Here is an 18,040-nt window from a genome sequence, read left to right as displayed (position 1 = left end):
CCAGATGGCCATGCCGCTGCGTCAGTCCATCAAGGTCGCTACTTACTTGGCCGAACAGAAGCTCCGCAGGCGTGACAAGTTCCCGCTGATCGTCGAGCTGGAGCCATTGTTCGCCTGCAACCTCAAATGCGAGGGCTGCGGCAAGATCCAGCACCCGGCCGGGGTCCTGAAGCAGCGCATGCCGGTGGCCCAGGCCGTGGGGGCGGTGCTCGAGTCCGGCGCGCCCATGGTGTCCATCGCCGGCGGCGAGCCGCTGATGCACCCGCAGATCGACGAGATCGTGCGGCAGCTGGTGGCCAAGCGGAAGTACGTCTTCCTGTGCACCAACGCCATGCTGCTGCGCAAGAAGATGGACAAGTTCACCCCCTCGCCCTACTTCGCCTTCGCCGTGCACATCGACGGCCTGCGCGAGCGCCACGACGAGTCGGTGGCCAAGGAGGGCGTGTTCGACGAGGCGGTGGAGGCGATCAAGGAGGCCAAGCGCCGCGGCTTCCGGGTCACCACCAACTCCACCTTCTTCAACACCGACACCCCGCAGACCATCGTCGAGGTGCTGAACTTCCTCAACGACGACCTCAAGGTCGACGAGATGATGATCTCGCCCGCCTACGCCTACGAGAAGGCCCCCGACCAGGAGCACTTCCTCGGCGTCGAGCAGACCCGCGAGCTGTTCAAGAAGGCCTTCGCGGGCGGCAACCGCAGGAAGTGGCGGCTGAACCACTCGCCGCTGTTCCTCGACTTCCTCGAGGGCAAGGTCGACTTCCCGTGCACCGCGTGGGCGATCCCGAACTACTCCCTGTTCGGCTGGCAGCGCCCCTGCTACCTGATGAGCGACGGGTACGTGCCGACGTACCGGGAGCTGATCGAGGACACCGACTGGGACAAGTACGGCCGCGGCAAGGACCCGCGCTGCGCCAACTGCATGGCGCACTGCGGCTACGAGCCCACCGCCGTCCTCGCCACCATGGGCTCGCTCAAGGAGTCCCTGCGCGCCATGCGCGAGACGGTCTCCGGAAACCGGGAGTGACGCCATGACCGCCATCTCCTTGGGCGTCCCCGAGGTACCGGTCCGGCCGGTCGCCGAACGACGTGTGTCGCGGCAGATCCAGGTCGGCCCGGTGGCGGTCGGGGGCGGCGCCCCGGTGTCGGTGCAGTCGATGACGACGACCCGGACGTCCGACATCGGCGCCACCCTGCAGCAGATCGCCGAGCTGACGGCGTCCGGCTGCCAGATCGTGCGCGTGGCCTGCCCGACGCAGGACGACGCGGACGCCCTCGCGACCATCGCCCGCAAGTCCCAGATCCCGGTGATCGCGGACATCCACTTCCAGCCGAAGTACGTGTTCGCCGCGATCGAGGCCGGCTGTGCGGCCGTACGCGTCAACCCGGGGAACATCAAGCAGTTCGACGACAAGGTCAAGGAGATCGCGCGGGCCGCCAGGGACCACGGCACGCCGATCCGGATCGGCGTCAACGCAGGGTCGCTCGACCGGCGGCTGCTCCAGAAGTACGGCAAGGCCACTCCGGAGGCGCTCGTGGAGAGCGCGCTGTGGGAGGCGTCGCTGTTCGAGGAGCACGACTTCCGGGACATCAAGATCTCGGTGAAGCACAACGACCCGGTGATCATGGTCGAGGCGTACACGCAGCTCGCGGCGCAGTGCGACTACCCGCTGCACCTCGGGGTCACCGAGGCCGGGCCCGCCTTCCAGGGCACGATCAAGTCAGCGGTGGCCTTCGGGGCGCTGCTGTCGCGGGGCATCGGCGACACCATCCGCGTGTCCCTGAGCGCCCCGCCCGCCGAGGAGGTCAAGGTCGGCATCCAGATCCTGGAGTCGCTGAACCTCAGGCAGCGGCGCCTGGAGATCGTCTCCTGCCCGTCCTGCGGGCGGGCCCAGGTCGACGTCTACAAGCTCGCCGACGAGGTCACGGCCGGCCTGGAAGGCATGGAAGTGCCGTTGCGGGTAGCCGTCATGGGCTGTGTGGTCAACGGCCCCGGCGAGGCGCGGGAGGCCGACCTCGGGGTCGCCTCCGGCAACGGCAAGGGTCAGATCTTCGTGAAGGGCGAGGTCATCAAGACCGTCCCCGAGTCGAAGATCGTCGAGACCCTGATCGAGGAGGCGATGAAGATCGCCGAACAGATGGAGCAGGACGGGGCCGCATCGGGCGCCCCCACCGTCACGGGGAAACCGGCAGTGACTGTGAGTTGAAGCAAGGCACGGACCGAGAGGGGGCCCGAGCGTGACGATTCTGGAGAGCATCCGGGGACCACGCGACCTGAAGGCGCTGTCCGAGGCGGAACTCGGTGAACTGTCCGACGAGATCCGGGAGTTCCTGGTGCACGCGGTCGCCAGGACCGGCGGACACCTCGGGCCCAACCTGGGCGTGGTGGAACTGTCCATCGCGCTCCACCGGGTCTTCGAGTCGCCGGTCGACCGCATCGTCTGGGACACCGGTCACCAGAGCTATGTGCACAAGCTGCTGACGGGACGCCAGGACTTCTCCAAGCTGCGCGGCAAGGGCGGCCTGTCCGGCTACCCCTCGCGCGAGGAGTCCGAGCACGACATCGTCGAGAACAGCCACGCCTCCACGGCGCTCGGCTGGGCCGACGGGCTCGCCAAGGCCCGTCAGGTGCAGGGGGAGAAGGGGCACGTCGTCGCGGTGATCGGCGACGGGGCGCTGACCGGCGGCATGGCCTGGGAGGCGCTGAACAACATCGCGGCGGCCAAGGACCGGCCGCTGATCATCGTCGTCAACGACAACGAGCGCTCGTACGCGCCGACCATCGGAGGGCTCGCCAACCACCTGGCCACCCTGCGCACGACGGACAGCTACGAGCGGGTCCTGGCCTGGGGCAAGGACGTGCTGCAGCGCACGCCCGTCGTCGGCAACACCGTCTACGAGGCGCTGCACGGCGCGAAGAAGGGCTTCAAGGACGCGTTCGCGCCGCAGGGGCTCTTCGAGGACCTGGGACTGAAGTACGTCGGCCCGATCGACGGGCACGACATCGGGGCCGTCGAGTCCGCGCTGAGGCGGGCGAAACGGTTCCACGGGCCCGTGCTGATCCACTGCCTCACGGAGAAGGGGCGCGGCTACGAACCCGCCCTCGCCCACGAGGAGGACCACTTCCACACCGTCGGCGTGATGGACCCGCTGACCTGCGAGCCGCTCGCGCCGTCGGGCGGGCCGTCCTGGACGTCGGTGTTCGGCGAGGAGATCGTGCGGATCGGGGAGGAGCGGGAGGACGTCGTGGCGATCACGGCGGCCATGCTGCACCCCGTCGGGCTGGGCAGGTTCGCCGAACGGTTCCCGGACCGGGTCTGGGACGTCGGGATCGCCGAGCAGCACGCGGCCGTGTCCGCGGCGGGCCTCGCCACCGGCGGGCTGCACCCGGTCGTCGCCGTCTACGCCACGTTCCTGAACCGTGCCTTCGACCAGCTCCTCATGGACGTCGCGCTGCACCGCTGCGGAGTGACGTTCGTGCTGGACCGGGCCGGCGTCACGGGCGTCGACGGCGCCTCCCACAACGGCATGTGGGACATGTCGATCCTCCAGGTCGTCCCCGGCCTGCGGATCGCCGCGCCGCGCGACGCCGACCAGCTGCGGGCCCAGCTGCGCGAGGCCGTGGCCTGCGACGACGCGCCCACCCTCGTACGGTTCCCGAAGGAGTCGGTCGGCCCGTCGGTCCCGGCGGTGGACCGGGTGGGCGGGCTGGACGTGCTGCACCGGGATGCCGGCGAGCCGGAGGTCCTGCTCGTCGCCGTCGGTGTGATGGCGCCGGTGTGCCTCCAGGCGGCCGAGCTGCTCCAGGCCCGCGGCATCAACTGCACCGTCGTCGACCCGCGGTGGGTGAAACCCGTCGACCCCGCGCTCGCGCCCCTCGCTGCGCAGCACCGGCTGGTGGCCGTCGTCGAGGACAACAGCCGCTCCTCCGGCGTGGGCTCCGCCGTGGCGCTGGCACTGGGCGACGCCGACGTCGACGTACCGGTGCGGCGGTTCGGCATCCCGGAGCAGTTCCTCGCGCACGCCAAGCGGGGCGAGGTGCTCGCGGACATCGGCCTCACGCCCGTCGAGGTCGCCGGGCGGATCAGCGCGAGCCTCGCCCTCAAGGAGGCCGAGGAGAGCGTGGCCGACGCGGCGCGGGCCGAGGGGAGCCACGACGGTCGTACCGTCGTGCCGGTCAAGGAGAAAGCTGAATGACGAGCGAGTTCGACCTCGGCAGGCTCCTCGCCGAGCGCGGAGCCGAGCGCTACGAGCTGCACACGAAGTACCTCAACCACCAGCTCCCGCGCATGCTGCACACCATCGGCTTCGACAAGGTCTACGAGCGGGCCGAGGGCGCCTACTTCTGGGACGCGGACGGCGAGGACCACCTGGACATGCTCGCCGGGTTCGGGGTGATGGGCCTGGGGCGCCACCACCCCGTCGTCCGCAAGGCGCTGCACGACGTCCTCGACGCCCAGCTCGCCGACCTGACCCGCTTCGACTGCCAGCCGCTGCCCGGGCTGCTGGCGGAGCGGCTCCTCACCCACAGCCCGCACCTGGACCGGGTGTTCTTCGGCAACAGCGGGACGGAGGCGGTGGAGACCGCTCTGAAGTTCGCGCGGTTCGTCACGGGCAGGCCGCGGGTGCTGTACTGCGACCACGCCTTCCACGGGCTGACCACGGGCTCCCTGTCCGTCAACGGCGAGTCCGGCTTCCGCGACGGCTTCGCCCCGCTGCTCCCGGACACGGCCGTGCCGCTCGGCGATCTCGACGCCCTGGCCCGGGAGCTGAAGAAGGGCGACGTAGCCGCCCTGATCGTCGAACCGATCCAGGGCAAGGGCGTGCACGAGGCCCCGCCCGGCTATCTGCGGGCCGCCCAGGAGCTGCTGCACAAGCACAAGGCGCTGCTCATCGCCGACGAGGTGCAGACGGGCCTTGGCCGCACCGGCGACTTCTACGCCTACCAGCACGAGGAGGGCGTCGAGCCGGACCTGGTGTGCGTCGCCAAGGCGCTCTCCGGGGGCTATGTGCCGGTGGGGGCCACCCTCGGCAAGGACTGGATCTTCAAGAAGGTCTACTCGTCCATGGACCGGGTGCTCGTGCACTCGGCGAGCTTCGGGTCCAACGCGCAGGCCATGGCGGCCGGGCTCGCCGTGCTGTCCGTCATGGAGAACGAGCAGATCGTTGCGAACGCGCGGGCGACCGGGGAGCAGCTGCGGTCGCGGCTCGCGGCGCTGGTCGGCAAGTACGAGCTGCTCGCCGACGTCCGCGGCCGGGGCCTGATGATCGGCATCGAGTTCGGCCGTCCCGACTCGCTGAAGCTGCGCGGCCGCTGGACCATGCTCCAGGCGGCCCGCAAGGGACTGTTCGCGCAGATGGTCGTCGTCCCGCTGCTGCGCAGGCACCGGATCCTCACCCAGGTCTCCGGCGATCACCTGGAGGTGATCAAGCTGATCCCGCCGCTGATCATCGGCGAGCGGGAGGTGGACCGGTTCGTCGACGCCTTCACCGAGGTGATGGACGACGCGCACAGCGGGGGCGGGCTGATGTGGGACTTCGGCAAGACGTTGATCAAGCAGGCGGTCGCCAACCGGTGAGGGCGGGGTAGGCACGCCGCGGGTTCGGTCGTCCCTGTGAGGGCCCCGTCGTCCCTGTGAAGGGCAGGGTCGGACTCTCGGCTCGTGTTCCGCCTGGTTTGCCTCTGAGGCAAGAAATTTGCCGCAGAGGCAAACCTGCGGCTGAATGGGGAGCATGAGCTCTCCCGAGACCTCGCCCGAGGGGGAGGCGGAAGTGCCGGCCGAGGCACTCCCCGTCGTCGCGCCCCAGCTCCGGGCCCTGCGCCGGCGCGCCGCCCTCACCCTGGAGGCCGCGGCCCGCTCCGCCGGGCTGTCACCGGCCCACCTCTCCCGGCTGGAGACCGGGCAACGCCAGCCCTCGCTGCCGATGCTGCTCGCGCTCGCCCGCATCTACGGTACGACGGTTTCCGAACTGCTCGGCGAGTCGGTCGCCGACCGGGACGCCGTCGTGCGCTCCGCCGACATGGAACCGACCGCCGCCGGCGGATGGACGTACTGGCAGGCCGGCGCCCCCGGACGCGGGATGCAGGCCCTGCGCGTCCATGTGCCGCACGGCTCGCAGGGCGACATGGTGCGGGTGCATCCCGGCGAGGAGTGGCTCTACGTCCTCGAAGGACGGCTGCGGCTGCGCCTCGGGGACACCACGCACCGGCTCGCGCCCGGAGACAGCGCGCACTTCGATTCGCTCACCCCGCACCGCATCGCCGCCCTGGACCCGGGCGGGGTGGAGCTGCTGTTCGTCCACACGTTGTTGCAGAGCCCCACGGCCACCCTGTGCCTGGGCCCCACCCCTGGAGAGACGCCATGAGCAACATCGAGGAGAAGTTCCCGCGTGCCCTGTGGGTGCGGCTCATCATCTACATCGCGGTGGGGCACGTCTTCGCCGCCTTCGTCTACTTCCTGTTCGAGGCGGGCGCGAAGTAGCCGGACGCGGCGTCAGTCGAGCAGCCGCTCCCGCAGCCGGTCCCGGGACTCGGGGCTCAGCCGCAGACCCTGCTCCAGATAGGTGTCGACGCCGCCCCACGTCTCCTCGATGGTCTCGAAGGCAGCCGTCAGATACTCGGCCCGCGCGTCGAACAGCGGGCTGAGCAGCTCCATCACCTCGGGTGAGTAGGCGGAGGCGTCGCTGCCGTTGCGCCGCACCTTGTAGCGGCGGTGCTTGGCGTTGGACTCCAGGTAGTCGGCGACGATGGCCTCACGCTCGACGCCGAGGGCCAGCAGTGTCACGGCAATGGACAGACCCGCGCGGTCCTTGCCGGCCGCGCAGTGCATCAGCGCCGGGATGCTGTCCTCGGCGAGCGAGTGCAGCACCTGGGAGTGCTCGCCGGTGCGCTCCTTGATGATCGAGCGGTAGGAGACGATCATCCGGTTCGCGCCCTTGCCGTCCGACAGGATCCCGCGCAGCTGGTCGAGGTCGCCGTCCCGGACCATCTTCCAGAACTCCGCGCCGTCCGCCGGGTCGGAGAGCGGCAGGTTGACGTTGCGCACACCTGGCAGCGCGACGTCCGGTCCTTCGAGCTTCTGGTCGGCGGCGTTGCGGAAGTCGAAGATCGTGTGCAGCCCCAGCGTGCCGAGGAAGTCGGCGTCCTCGGCCGTCGCGTGCGCGAGGTGGCCGCTGCGGAACAGCACTCCGTGCCGCACCCGTCGTCCGTCCACGGTGGGCAGGCCGCCCACATCACGGAAGTTGCGAACGCCCGCCAGTTCGGGCTCGGTAGACGGGATCTGCTGCGTCACGGGGGCTCCTCCCAGTCAGCCCCGGCGGCGCGGCTCGGCGATGCGGCCGACGGGGTGCGCTCTCGACCATACGACATGGATTCCTGAGGCAATGAGTTGTCCACAGGCGTTGCCTCGGAGCCTCGCGGCCCTTGATGATGTTGGTACTTGATCGCACCTGTTCGTCTCTGTGGGGGCTTGATGCTGGAGATCTCCGACAACGGCCGTACGTGGCTCCTCTCCGGGCCGACCAGCAGTTACGCCCTCCACCTGACCGGCGGCGACGAACTGCTGCACCTCCACTGGGGACCGCGGATCGGACTCGCCGACGCCGAGGCCCTCGCCGTGCGCCCGCTGCCGGAGTACTGGCCCTTCGAGTCCCCGCTCGACGGACGCGAGGAGTACCCCGTCGAGGGCGGCCCCCGCTTCGTGCGGCCCGCCCTGTCCGTGCGCACCGACGAGCGGCGCGGCACCGAGTGGAACTTCGAGCGCCACGACTCCGAGGGTGACGAACTGCGGTTGCGCTTCCGTGACGGCGGACTGAACGTCACGCTGCACTACCGGATGCGCGGGGACGTCGTCGAGCGCTGGGTGACCCTGGACAACCGGGGGGCCGACCTGGAACTGCTGCGCGCCGACTCCGCGGCCTGGACCCTGCCCGACCGGGAGGGCTGGCGGCTGTCGCAGCTGCACGGCCGCTGGGGCGCCGAGTCACGGCTTGCGCAGGCCCCGCTCACCTACGGCGAGAAGGTCATCGGCAGCCGCCGCGGGCACACCGGACACCAGCACCTGCCGTGGGTCGCGCTCGACACGGACGCCACCGAGGAGCGTGGCGAGGTCTACGGCTGCGCCCTCGGCTGGTCCGGGTCCTGGCGGATCGCCGTGGCCCAACTCCCGGACGCGCGCGTGCAGGTCGCCGGCGGCGCCGGGTACGACGACTCGGGCCTGCTGCGGCTGACCGCGGGGGAGACCTTCACCACGCCCGTCTTCGCCGGCCTCTGGAGCGACGGCGGCTTCGGCGGGGCGAGCCGCGCCTGGCACGCGTACCAGCGCGCGTATGTGATCCCGGACGCCGATCAGGACCGGCCGGTGCTGTTCAACTCCTGGGAAGCGACCGAGTTCGACATCTCCGAGGAGCAGCAGAGCCTCCTCGCGCGGCGGGCCGCGGCCATCGGCGTCGAGCTGTTCGTGGTCGACGACGGCTGGTTCGGGACGCGCACCAGCGACCGCGCCGGGCTCGGCGACTGGACGCCCAACCCCGACCGCTTCCCCTCCGGCCTCAAGCCGCTCGCCGAGTACGTGCACGCGCTCGGCATGCAGTTCGGCATCTGGGTCGAGCCGGAAATGGTCAATCCTGACAGTGAGCTGTATCGCGCACATCCTGATTGGATTCAGTATCAATCGGGACGAAAGCGGACGGAATTTCGCAATCAGCTGGTGCTGAACCTCGCCCGCGACGACGTCCGGGAGTACCTCTGGGAGCGGCTCGACGGGCTGCTCTCCAGCGCTCCGATCGACTATGTGAAGTGGGACTTCAACCGCTGCTTCAGCGACGCCGGCTGGCCCGGTGAGGCGTATCCGCAGCGCCTGTGGGTCGACCATGTGCGTGCCCTGTACGACCTGCTGGACCGGCTGCGCGCCGCTCACCCCGGCGTCGCCTTCGAGTCCTGCTCGGGCGGCGGCGGGCGCATCGACCTCGGCGTGCTCGGCCGTACGGACCAGGTGTGGACCTCGGACAACACCGACCCGCTCGACCGGCTCGCCATCCAGCACGGCTTCAGCCAGATCCACCCGGCCCGGGCCATGGCCGCCTGGGTCACCGACAGCCCGAACGCCATGCTCAACCACCGTGCCAGCTCGCTGCGCTTCCGCTTCGTGAGCGCGATGGCCGGGGTGCTCGGGGTCGGCGGCGACCTCGCGCGGTGGACCGAGGAGGAGCTCGCCGAGGCCGGGGAGTGGGTGACGCTCTACAAGGAGATCCGGCCCCTGGTGCAGCGCGGCGACCTGTACCGGTTGCGGCCTCCGCGGGGCGGGCTGAGCGCGGTGCAGTACGTGCTCGGGGGCGAAACGGTCGTTCTGGCCTGGCTCCAGGCGCAGAGCTACGGCGAGCCTCTTCCGGCGCTCCGGCTGCGGGGTCTGGATCCGACAGCTGCGTATCAATGCCTTGAAACGGGCGAAATTCACCGAGGGGCCGTATTGGTGCATCACGGACTGCGGGCCGGCTTGAAGGGTGACCTCGATGCGGCAGTTATTCGCCTCCGTCGCATCTAGGTGATCTGTCCGAATTGGCGTCTTCATTCCAACTCGCTCTGCAATAAAGAAAGCTGGAGCAGTGTCACGTGAGGAGCGTCATAGCCGTGACGGTGCGTCGCCCGTCATGTCCACGTAATTCATAGGCTTTTCAAGGGGCTTTGAGTCGGACGACAGTCCCATATTTCACGCACGGTGACGGCTAATTCCCACAAGGGATCAACAGGAACGCATTCGGACGGAACCTCTCACTTGTTCCCATGCGTCTTCCTCGCTTACGTTCGCCACCAATCCGGACGGACGCCCAATCCTGCCGCCGCTCGGATTCCGCGCAAACTCACCCGTGCACGGCAGGAGCGGGGGACCCACAGGTACAACCGCCTGTTCCGGTCTCCGGAACGGCTAGGGGTCAAGTCGCGCCACGGCGCGGCCGGGCATCTCCAGCCCGCACCCGACAGCTCACCTCGCAGGCGCCGGAGAGGAATTCGTCATGCCCGCGAAGGGTAAGCATCGCCGTCCGAAGTCCCTGCGCTTCACCCGCTCCATCGCCGTCGCCGGAACCGGTGGCGCCGCTCTCGCTCTTCCCCTCATGGGAGCCACCGGCGCCCACGCCGCTCCCTCGCAGTCCGTTTCGGAAAAGGCCGTTCAGTCCCTTCCGATCGCCGGCCAGAAGGCCGCCGACAAGAAGGCCGCCCAGAAGAAGGCGGACGTGCGGACCTATTCGGTGAAGGTCGGCGATTACCTTTCGAAGATCGCCGACGAGCAGAACGTCAGCGGTGGCTGGAAGAAGCTCTACGCCGACAACCGTGAGGCCGTCGGCTCCGACCCGTCGCTGATCCACCCGGGTCTCAAGCTCGCCGTCGGCGGCAAGAAGGCCGCGACGACCGCCCCCAAGTCGTCGCCCTCCAAGCCCTCTTCGGCGTCCAAGTCGTCCGCGAAGGACTCGTCCGCCGCGAAGCCCGCCGCGCCGAAGAAGGCGACCGCGGCCGCCGAGACCACCAGCACCGTCAACGGCTTCTCCGCCCCGCTGTCCGGCGCCTCCCTCGGCACCGGCTACAAGGTCGCGGGCAGCATGTGGTCCAGCGGCTACCACACCGGCGTCGACTTCGCCGCCGCCACCGGCACCCCGCTGAAGGCGGTCGGCGCGGGCACCGTCGTCTCGGCCGGCTGGGGCGGCGCGTACGGCAACCAGGTCGTCATCCAGCTCGCCGACGGTTACTACGCCCAGTACGCCCACCTGTCCTCGCTCTCGGTCTCCAGCGGCCAGACCGTGACCGCGGGCCAGCAGATCGGCCTCTCCGGCGCGACCGGCAACGTCACCGGCCCGCACCTGCACTTCGAGATCCGCACCACGCCGGACTACGGCTCGGACGTGGACCCGGTCGCCTACCTGCGCGCCAAGGGTGTCGCCATCGGCTGACGCGGCGCCACGCCAGAACCACCTGCCTGACACACGGCCGAAGGCCGGACCCCGATCCCCGGGTCCGGCCTTCGGTATGTTGCGCCCACAACACCCCTGTTCAAAGGGTTATTCCACGTTTGGTGAACACTTTAGGAGTGGCTTATCTCACCGATCGTCAACCCTTTCCTACGGTCGCGTAGGTCACATTCGAAGGTGAATCATGGGCCGATGTGGCAGACGATTCGAAGAGTGACAGCAGTGCAGTGATCGGGTCGTACGTTGCGGTGGGGGACAGCTTCACCGAGGGCGTCGGCGACCCCGGCCCCGACGGCGCGTTCGTCGGCTGGGCCGACCGGTTCGCGGTCCTGCTCGCGGACCGGCGCCCCGAGGGCGACTTCAACTACACGAACCTCGCCGTACGCGGCAAACTGCTCGACCAGATCATCGAGTACCAGCTCCCGAAGGCCGCCGAACTGGCCCCGGACCTGGTCTCGTTCTGTGCGGGCGGCAACGACATCATCCGACCCGGAACCGACCCAGACGAGGTCGCCGAGCGCTTCGAGCGGGCGATCGTCCGGCTCACCTCGGCCGTCGGCACCGTCATGGTGACGACCGGCTTCGACACCCGCGGCGTGCCCGTGCTGAAGCATCTGCGCGGCAAGATCGCCACGTACAACGGACATGTGCGGGCCATCGCCGACCGGTACGGCTGTCCGGTGCTCGACCTGTGGTCCCTGAAGACCGTTCAGGACCGCCGCGCCTGGGACGACGACCGGCTCCACCTTTCTCCCGAGGGGCACACGCGCGTGGCGCTCCGCGCGGGCCAGGTCCTCGGCCTGGAGATCCCCGCCGACCCGGACCAGCCCTGGCCGCCGCTCCCGCCCCGCGGCACCCTCGAGGTCCGCCGGGACGACGTCCACTGGGCACGCGAGTACCTGGTGCCGTGGATCGGCCGGCGACTGCGCGGCGAGTCGTCGGGCGACCATGTGACGGCCAAGGGCGCGCTGTCCCCGGACGACATCAAGATGCGGATCCGAGCGGTGGCTTGAGGGCGAATCGCTGCTCCGGGCCGTACCGATGGTCGATCGGTGCGGCCCGGACGTATGTGGTCACACCACATGTGCTCGCATCACATACGGCCTCACCGGTTCGACGCCGTCAACGCCTCCGCTCCAGCCCGAGTTCCCGGGCGAGCGCCTCGTCCACCCAGTCCTGGGCACGCGTGCGTGAGATCGCGCCCGGGTACGACGTCAGCTGTACGGCGAGCCCGTCTAGCAGGGCCGTCAGGCGCAGGGCCGTGCCGGCGGGGTCCGGGCAGGGAAACTCGCCGGCGGCGACGCCCTCGACGATCACCTCGGCGATGGCCCCCTTCCACTGCCGGTCGAGGTCCCGGGTGACCTCCTGGAGCGCGGGTTCGCGCAGCGCTGCCGCCCAGCCCTCGATCCACAGCCGCCAGCCCTTGGCCTGACCGGTCGGCGCGTACCAGCGCACGGCAGCCCGCAGCCGCCGCAGCGCCGTCGTACGGCGTCCGAGGAGCCGGCGCAGATGGGCCAGGTCGCCTTCGGCCGCATGGGTGAACGCGGCCGCGACGAGCTTCTCCTTGGTGTCGAAGTGATACAGCACCAGCGCGTTGCTCACGCCGAGCACCGAGGCCACGTCGGCGATCCTCACCGCCGCCACGCCCCGCGCCTCTATCTGCTCGACGGCGGCGCTCAGCAACTCCTCACGCCGTTCCGCCACGCTCAACCGCACTCTTGCCACGTCGTCACCCTAAAGCCTCGTCACCGGCCGTTCCCTGGCCAGGTCCGGCCGGGCCCCGCGACGGCCGTCACCGGTGCCAGCCGAACCGTTCGGTGATCAACGGCAGCCGGTCCGCCGCGATGGCGTGCGCGGCGGCCCGCGGAGCCGTCCCGTCCGCCTCGGCACGCGCCAGCGTGAGGTCGGTCAGGGCGCGCATCGAACGCCTTGTGTGGGCGAACGCCTCGTCCGCGTCCGGGGCGATGTCCCCGAACAGCGTCCACCACCACCAGGCGTTCGTACCCGAGTTGACCACGACGTCCGGCAGCACGGTGACGCCCCGGGCGGCCAGCAGCGCCTCAGCGTCGGGCCGTACGGGCATGTTGGCCGCCTCGGCGATCCAACGCGCGGTGACGCGGCCCTGGTTCGCGCCGTCGATCACGTACGACACGGCCGCCGGCACCAGCACCTCCGCCTCGGTCGACAGCCAGGCGTCGCCCGGCAGCTCGCGGTCCCCGGGACGCAGCACGGCCCGGTCGACGGTGCCGTAGGCGTCGCGTGCCGCCAGCAGGCTCTCGACGTCGAGCCCGGCCGGATTGGCGATCGTGCCCTTGATGTCGGCTACGGCCACGACGGTGAGCCCCGCGCGCGTGAGGAAACGAGCCGTCGCACCTCCCATGGTCCCCAGACCCTGCACGGCGACGCGCGTCCTCCAGTACGGCACGCCGGCCCGGTCCAGCGCGGTCAGCACCGACTCCGCGACCCCGCAGCCGCCGACCAGCTCGTCCAGCCCGATGCCGTCGACCTCGACCGCGAACGCCTCCGCGAGCCGCCGCCGGGCACCCACCTCGTCGTCGAGCAGCGGATACACGGCCTGGACCGACGAGACGAGCCCCGCCTCGACCGCCGCCCGGTCGACCACGTCCTGGGCGAGACCGAGGTCCTCGCCGGTGGTCCAGAAGTTCTCGATGTACGGCCGCATGCTCCGCAGGTAGCGCACCAGCAGCCCGTACGCCTCCGGGTCCCGGGGATCGCAGTCGATGCCGCCCTTGGCGCCGCCCAGGGGGACGTACCGCGCCTCCGGGTCGTAGTGCAGGGCCTCCTTCATGCTCATGCCCTGCGCGAGGCCCGTGACCTCCTCCAGCGTGCAGCCCGGCCGCATCCGCAGCCCGCCGCTGGCCACGCCGCGCACCAGCCGGTCGACGACCAGGAAGCCCTGACGGCCGGTGATGTGGTCGGTCCAGGTCAGGGACAGCAGGGGAGTGGTCGGGGCGGGTGGGGTGGTCATGGGGTCTCCGGGGTCGGGGTCGTCTCCCGGGAGCGGGGGTCCGGGGCCTGGAACGGGCTTCCAGGGCGAGGCGCGGCTGTGCTGCTACTGAACGAGGAGTCAGTATCGAAGGGGGGTGGGGACATGTCAATGTGGCGGGTTGATCTGCGTGGATCGGAAGCGGCGGGGTGAGCCGTGGGGGTCACGGGACCCTTCCAGGCCAGGGGGGATCCGAGGGTGTCGGACGGGCCGCCCATAATGGAACTCCTCACCGAATCCAGCTGGAGGTACCGTGGCCGGTTTCCGATTCCCGAGCTCCGGGTTGCGCGCCCTGCGGCCCGAGGCCTTCGGCGTGGATCCGAGCGGTGAGCGCATGGCGCGTATCCGCAGATCACCGCACTTCAAGGACGGGGTGTTCCAGAACCCGGGGGGCGAGGCCCGCACCAGGCCCTCCGGGTCGATGCTGGAGTTCGCCAAGGTCTTCTTCGACAAGGAGTCCCGGCCCCGCCGGACCCCGGACGGCACCATTCCGGTGCACCCCACCACCTACGCCGACCTGGCCAGGCCGCCCGCCACGGGGCTGCGCATTACCTGGATGGGGCACTCCAGCATCCTCGCGGAGATCGACGGCCACCGGGTCCTCTTCGATCCCGTGTGGGGCGAGCGATGCTCCCCGTTCCCCTTCGCCGGGCCGAAGCGGCTGCACCCCGTGCCACTGCCGCTCGCCGCGCTCGGCCCGGTCGACGTCGTCGTCATCTCGCACGACCACTACGACCACCTCGACATGCCGACGATCAAGGCGCTGGCCGGCACCGACACGGTCTTCGCCGTGCCGCTCGGCGTCGGCGGCCACCTCGAACACTGGGGCGTGTCCGCCGACCGGCTGCGCGAGCTGGACTGGCACGAGGCGACCAAGGTCGGCGGGCTCACCCTGACCGCCACCCCGGCCCGCCACTTCTGCGGCCGCGGACTGCGCAACACCCAGCACACGCTCTGGGCGTCCTGGACCGTGGCCTCCGACGAGCACCGGATCTACCACAGCGGTGACACCGGCTACTTCGAGGGCTTCAAGGACATCGGCGCCGAGCACGGCCCGTTCGACGCCACGATGATCCAGGTCGGCGCCTACTCCGACTTCTGGCCCGACATCCACATGACGCCGGACGAGGGCGTCCGGGCCCATCTCGACCTTCAGGGCGGCGACCCGACCGCGGGCGTCATGCTGCCCATCCACTGGGGGACCTTCAATCTGGCGCCGCACCCGTGGGCGGAGCCGGGTGAGCGGATGATGCGGGCCACGCACAAGGCCGGGGTCACGATGGCGGCGCCGCGCTGCGGCGAGCCCTTCGAGCCGGCCTCCTTGGGGCCCGTGACGCCGTGGTGGCGCGAGGTCGCCCAGGCGCCCGCCGAGGGGTGGCCGGCGTGGCCGCCGGTGGCTCCGGCGCCGGACAGTACGCCGGTCTCGTAGCGCGACCGCCGTAGAGGAACGACCCATGGGGGCGTGAGTGATCATCACTCGCGCCCCCATGCGGCATTTCACGCGGGGCGCGCAGGGGTGTGTCTGGGCACTTGCGTGACACCGCGCGCCGCTACTGTCCGTGATGCTCTGGGGGTCGGCGCGGTGGGCGTGTGAGGTGCTGAAACGTCCCCACCGGCGCGGTCGGGGGTCGGGGATCGAGGCTGGGCCGAGGGGCGGGGTACGGAAAGTGCCCCGCCCCTCGGCGTTTTCCCGTGACCGCTTCTGACCAGGTCCGATCGTTCGATTGCTCCTTGTGAGGGAACGACGTGATGGGTTATCGGTCTGCCGTGCGAGACCTCATACCAGAGCGGGACGCTCGCTGCGGGAGTTTGTCAACTGCCCACCGCACTTGATGCGAAGGCGACTACTGTCAGTGTCCGTCGGGCGACGCGGAGCCGAATTCGTCAGCTCTGTCGACCGACATCGCCATGGCGCACGCCCCGGGCCGCGCGGACCGCGCGCACCCCCGGGCCCCCGACCGACGGACCAGTACGAGGACCCCGATGTCTCATCTACGCGCCCCGGCCGCACGCGCAGACCGCCGTGAGGGCGGGCGGCACGGGCGCCCGGCCGCCCGCACCGCACCCGCGCTGCCCGAGACCCATATACGGCCCCAACTGCTGCGGCTGGCCGTGCTGCCACCCGTCGCGGTGACCCTCAGCGCCTGCGCGGCCGTACTGTTCGTGATCCGCTCCACGGGCATCCGGCCGAGCCTCACCGTGTGGGCCGTGCTCGCGAGCGCGGTCTCGGTCACCCTCGCCGGCATCCTGATCGCGGCCGTGGCCGCCAACCGCACCGCCAGATCCGTGAGCGACCGCATCCGCGCGCTCCGCCGCAACAGCGCACGCGGCGAGGCCGATCTGCGGGCCCTGGTCGAGACACTGAGACGCGGCGAGGCGCCGCCGAAGCGCAAGTCCCGCAGCGGTCCGCCCGAGGACGCCGACGACTTCGAACTGCTCGCCGGCGATCTGGCCCGCGCCCACGACGGCGCCGTCACCGCCGTCGTCCAGGCCGCGCAGCTCTCCAGCCAGGCGGGCAGCGAACAGAAGCTGGAGGTCTTCGTCAACCTCGCCCGGCGCCTTCAGTCGCTGGTGCACCGGGAGATCTCCATCCTCGACGAGCTGGAGAACGAGATCGAGGACCCCGACCTGCTCAAGGGCCTCTTCCACGTCGACCACCTCGCCACCCGCATCCGCCGCCACGCGGAGAACCTCGCCGTCCTCGGCGGCGCGGTTTCCCGCCGGCAGTGGAGCAACCCCGTCTCCATGACCGAGGTACTGCGCTCCGCCATCGCCGAGGTCGAGCAGTACTCGCGCGTGAAGCTCGTGCCGCCCATCGACGGCACCCTGCGCGGACACGCCGTCGCCGACGTCATCCACCTGCTGGCCGAACTGGTCGAGAACGCCACGGTGTTCTCCGCCCCGCACACCCAGGTGCTGCTCCGGGCCAACCTCGTGACCTCGGGACTCGCCGTCGAGGTCGAGGACCGCGGGCTCGGCATGCCCGTCGGCGAACAGAACCGCATGAACGCCCTGCTCACCGACCCCGACCAGGTCAACGTCGCCAGCCTGCTGGCGGACGGACGCATCGGCCTGTTCGTCGTCTCGCAGCTCGCGAAGCGCCATGGCATCCATGTGCGCCTCCAGACGAATATCTACGGCGGAGTGCAGGCCGTACTCGTCGTGCCGCAGGGGCTGTTGGGCGACGAACCCGGGGCCCGGGCGGGTGCGGGGCGGGGGCCTGAGGTGCAGCAAGGGGCCGTCGCCGGTGCCGGTACGGGTATGTCGGCGCAGGCTCTCGCACAGGCCGCGCCGTCCTCGCCGCAGGTGCGTCAGCAACAGGGGCCGGTGCCGGCTCAGCAGCGCAGGCACGCCGGGGCGACCGGAGGGACCGGGGCGACCGGGGCGGGGACAGCGGCAGGGTCGGCGTCAGGGGCGGCAGCAGCGGCAGGGGCTGCTTCGGGCGCAGCTGAGAGCGGTGGGCGGCGAGGCGTGGGCGAAGCGTCCCAGGCGTCGTCGGCATCGCACGGTGCACCGCATCGGCAGGAGCCGCCGCAGGGCGGTGCGAGGGGTGCGGTCCCGAGGGCGAACGGTGCGGGACCGGCGCCGCTGCCCGTGCGCGGCGCCCGGGAGGAACGGGCCAACCCGGCCGAGGCCGTGCCCGGCATCAGGCCCGACGAACGCCGACGCGTGGAGGAGAACGCCGGCGCGCCGCCGACCCCGCGTGTCAGCACCGTCCGCGGCACCATGGGCAAGCCCCAACTGCCGCGCCGACGTGCCCAGGAGCACATCGCACCCCAACTCCGTGGTGGTCCCGTACCACGGCAGGAGTCCGACCAACTCGCCGGGCACGACCCGGGGCTGATGGCCGCCTTCCAACGGGGGATCGGGCTGGCTGAGACGCAGCAGCACATGGAGTCGGCGCGGGGGGACGCCGAGCATGTGGATGCGGGGTACATGGGGGCCGAGCCCACCAGCACCGAGTACATGGGTACCGATCATGTGGGCGCCGACCGTATCGGCACTGACCGCATGGGTACCGACCACATGTCCGCCGACCACATGGGCACGGGCACAGGCCACACGCCGACGAGC

General features: G+C 70.6%; 13 protein-coding genes, 1 pseudogene and 1 riboswitch. Of the genes and pseudogenes, 11 read left to right on the top strand and 3 right to left on the bottom strand.

Going from position 1 to position 18,040, the window contains the following annotated elements; translation table 11 throughout:
- The first annotated feature begins 4 nt into the window (after nt 1-4).
- The 6 genes from hpnH (at nt 5) to CP983_RS06380 (ending at nt 6,482) form a co-directional block, all read left to right on the top strand.
- Nucleotides 5-1,027 carry an adenosyl-hopene transferase HpnH gene (hpnH, locus tag CP983_RS06405; RefSeq protein ID WP_030945596.1) on the top strand — a complete coding sequence of 341 codons (1,023 nt, stop codon included), beginning with the start codon at nt 5-7 and terminating at the stop codon, nt 1,025-1,027.
- Between the two features lie 4 nt (nt 1,028-1,031).
- A complete protein-coding gene (gene ispG, locus CP983_RS06400; protein WP_107908270.1) occupies nt 1,032-2,207 on the top strand; it encodes a flavodoxin-dependent (E)-4-hydroxy-3-methylbut-2-enyl-diphosphate synthase in 1,176 nt (391 codons plus the stop codon).
- Nucleotides 2,208-2,238: 31 nt separating this feature from the next.
- Nucleotides 2,239-4,197: a 1-deoxy-D-xylulose-5-phosphate synthase gene (dxs, locus tag CP983_RS06395; RefSeq protein WP_150498879.1), complete on the top strand. Its 1,959-nt coding sequence runs from the start codon at nt 2,239-2,241 to the stop codon at nt 4,195-4,197.
- Nucleotides 4,194-5,579: an aspartate aminotransferase family protein gene (locus CP983_RS06390; RefSeq protein WP_030945604.1), complete on the top strand. Its 1,386-nt coding sequence runs from the start codon at nt 4,194-4,196 to the stop codon at nt 5,577-5,579. Before dxs ends, CP983_RS06390 begins: the two co-directional genes overlap by 4 nt.
- A 154-nt stretch (nt 5,580-5,733) precedes the next feature.
- Entirely contained in the window at nt 5,734-6,366 is a 633-nt protein-coding gene (locus CP983_RS06385) for a helix-turn-helix domain-containing protein (RefSeq protein WP_150498878.1), read from the top strand.
- On the top strand, nt 6,363-6,482 hold the full coding sequence (locus tag CP983_RS06380) for a DUF6126 family protein (RefSeq protein WP_107908273.1): 120 nt from the start codon (nt 6,363-6,365) through the stop codon (nt 6,480-6,482). The genes CP983_RS06385 and CP983_RS06380 overlap by 4 nt, the downstream gene beginning before the upstream one ends.
- 12 nt (nt 6,483-6,494) lie before the next feature.
- Here CP983_RS06380 and CP983_RS06375 read toward each other — a convergent pair whose 3' ends face one another.
- Nucleotides 6,495-7,292, bottom strand: a complete 798-nt coding sequence (locus tag CP983_RS06375; RefSeq protein WP_150498877.1) for a tyrosine-protein phosphatase — start codon at nt 7,290-7,292, stop codon at nt 6,495-6,497.
- Nucleotides 7,293-7,472: 180 nt separating this feature from the next.
- On the opposite strand from CP983_RS06375, the gene CP983_RS06370 reads away from it, so the two are divergent.
- From CP983_RS06370 to CP983_RS06360, 3 genes are all read left to right on the top strand, one after another.
- On the top strand, nt 7,473-9,542 hold the full coding sequence (locus CP983_RS06370; protein ID WP_150498876.1) for an alpha-galactosidase: 2,070 nt from the start codon (nt 7,473-7,475) through the stop codon (nt 9,540-9,542).
- Nucleotides 9,543-9,841: 299 nt separating this feature from the next.
- Nucleotides 9,842-10,007, top strand: a riboswitch (cyclic di-AMP (ydaO/yuaA leader).
- Between the two features lie 4 nt (nt 10,008-10,011).
- Nucleotides 10,012-10,941 carry a LysM peptidoglycan-binding domain-containing M23 family metallopeptidase gene (locus tag CP983_RS06365; protein WP_150498875.1) on the top strand — a complete coding sequence of 310 codons (930 nt, stop codon included), beginning with the start codon at nt 10,012-10,014 and terminating at the stop codon, nt 10,939-10,941.
- Between the two features lie 245 nt (nt 10,942-11,186).
- The gene (locus tag CP983_RS06360) at nt 11,187-11,972 is read left to right on the top strand and encodes an SGNH/GDSL hydrolase family protein (RefSeq protein WP_150506427.1); all 786 of its coding nucleotides are present in this window, start codon (nt 11,187-11,189) and stop codon (nt 11,970-11,972) included.
- Nucleotides 11,973-12,081: 109 nt separating this feature from the next.
- Here CP983_RS06360 and CP983_RS06355 read toward each other — a convergent pair whose 3' ends face one another.
- The gene (locus CP983_RS06355) at nt 12,082-12,684 is read right to left on the bottom strand and encodes a TetR/AcrR family transcriptional regulator (RefSeq protein WP_189748468.1); all 603 of its coding nucleotides are present in this window, start codon (nt 12,682-12,684) and stop codon (nt 12,082-12,084) included.
- A gap of 67 nt (nt 12,685-12,751) precedes the next feature.
- The gene (locus CP983_RS06350) at nt 12,752-13,948 is read right to left on the bottom strand and encodes a Glu/Leu/Phe/Val dehydrogenase dimerization domain-containing protein (protein ID WP_107908279.1); all 1,197 of its coding nucleotides are present in this window, start codon (nt 13,946-13,948) and stop codon (nt 12,752-12,754) included.
- A 271-nt stretch (nt 13,949-14,219) separates the two neighbouring features.
- Here CP983_RS06350 and CP983_RS06345 point away from each other — a divergent pair, with 271 nt between their 5' ends.
- Both CP983_RS06345 and CP983_RS06340 read left to right on the top strand, forming a co-directional pair.
- Entirely contained in the window at nt 14,220-15,395 is a 1,176-nt protein-coding gene (locus tag CP983_RS06345; protein ID WP_150498874.1) for an MBL fold metallo-hydrolase, read from the top strand.
- Nucleotides 15,396-15,949: 554 nt separating this feature from the next.
- Nucleotides 15,950-17,869 (top strand): annotated as a pseudogene (locus CP983_RS06340) (sensor histidine kinase); the annotation flags it as partial.
- Between the last annotated feature and the right edge of the window lie 171 nt (nt 17,870-18,040).

The organism is Streptomyces chartreusis, assembly GCF_008704715.1.
GTDB classification, from domain to species: domain Bacteria; phylum Actinomycetota; class Actinomycetes; order Streptomycetales; family Streptomycetaceae; genus Streptomyces; species Streptomyces chartreusis.
The sequence above is the reverse complement of the archived record's forward strand: the minus strand, read 5'-3'. Positions and strand labels throughout refer to the sequence as shown.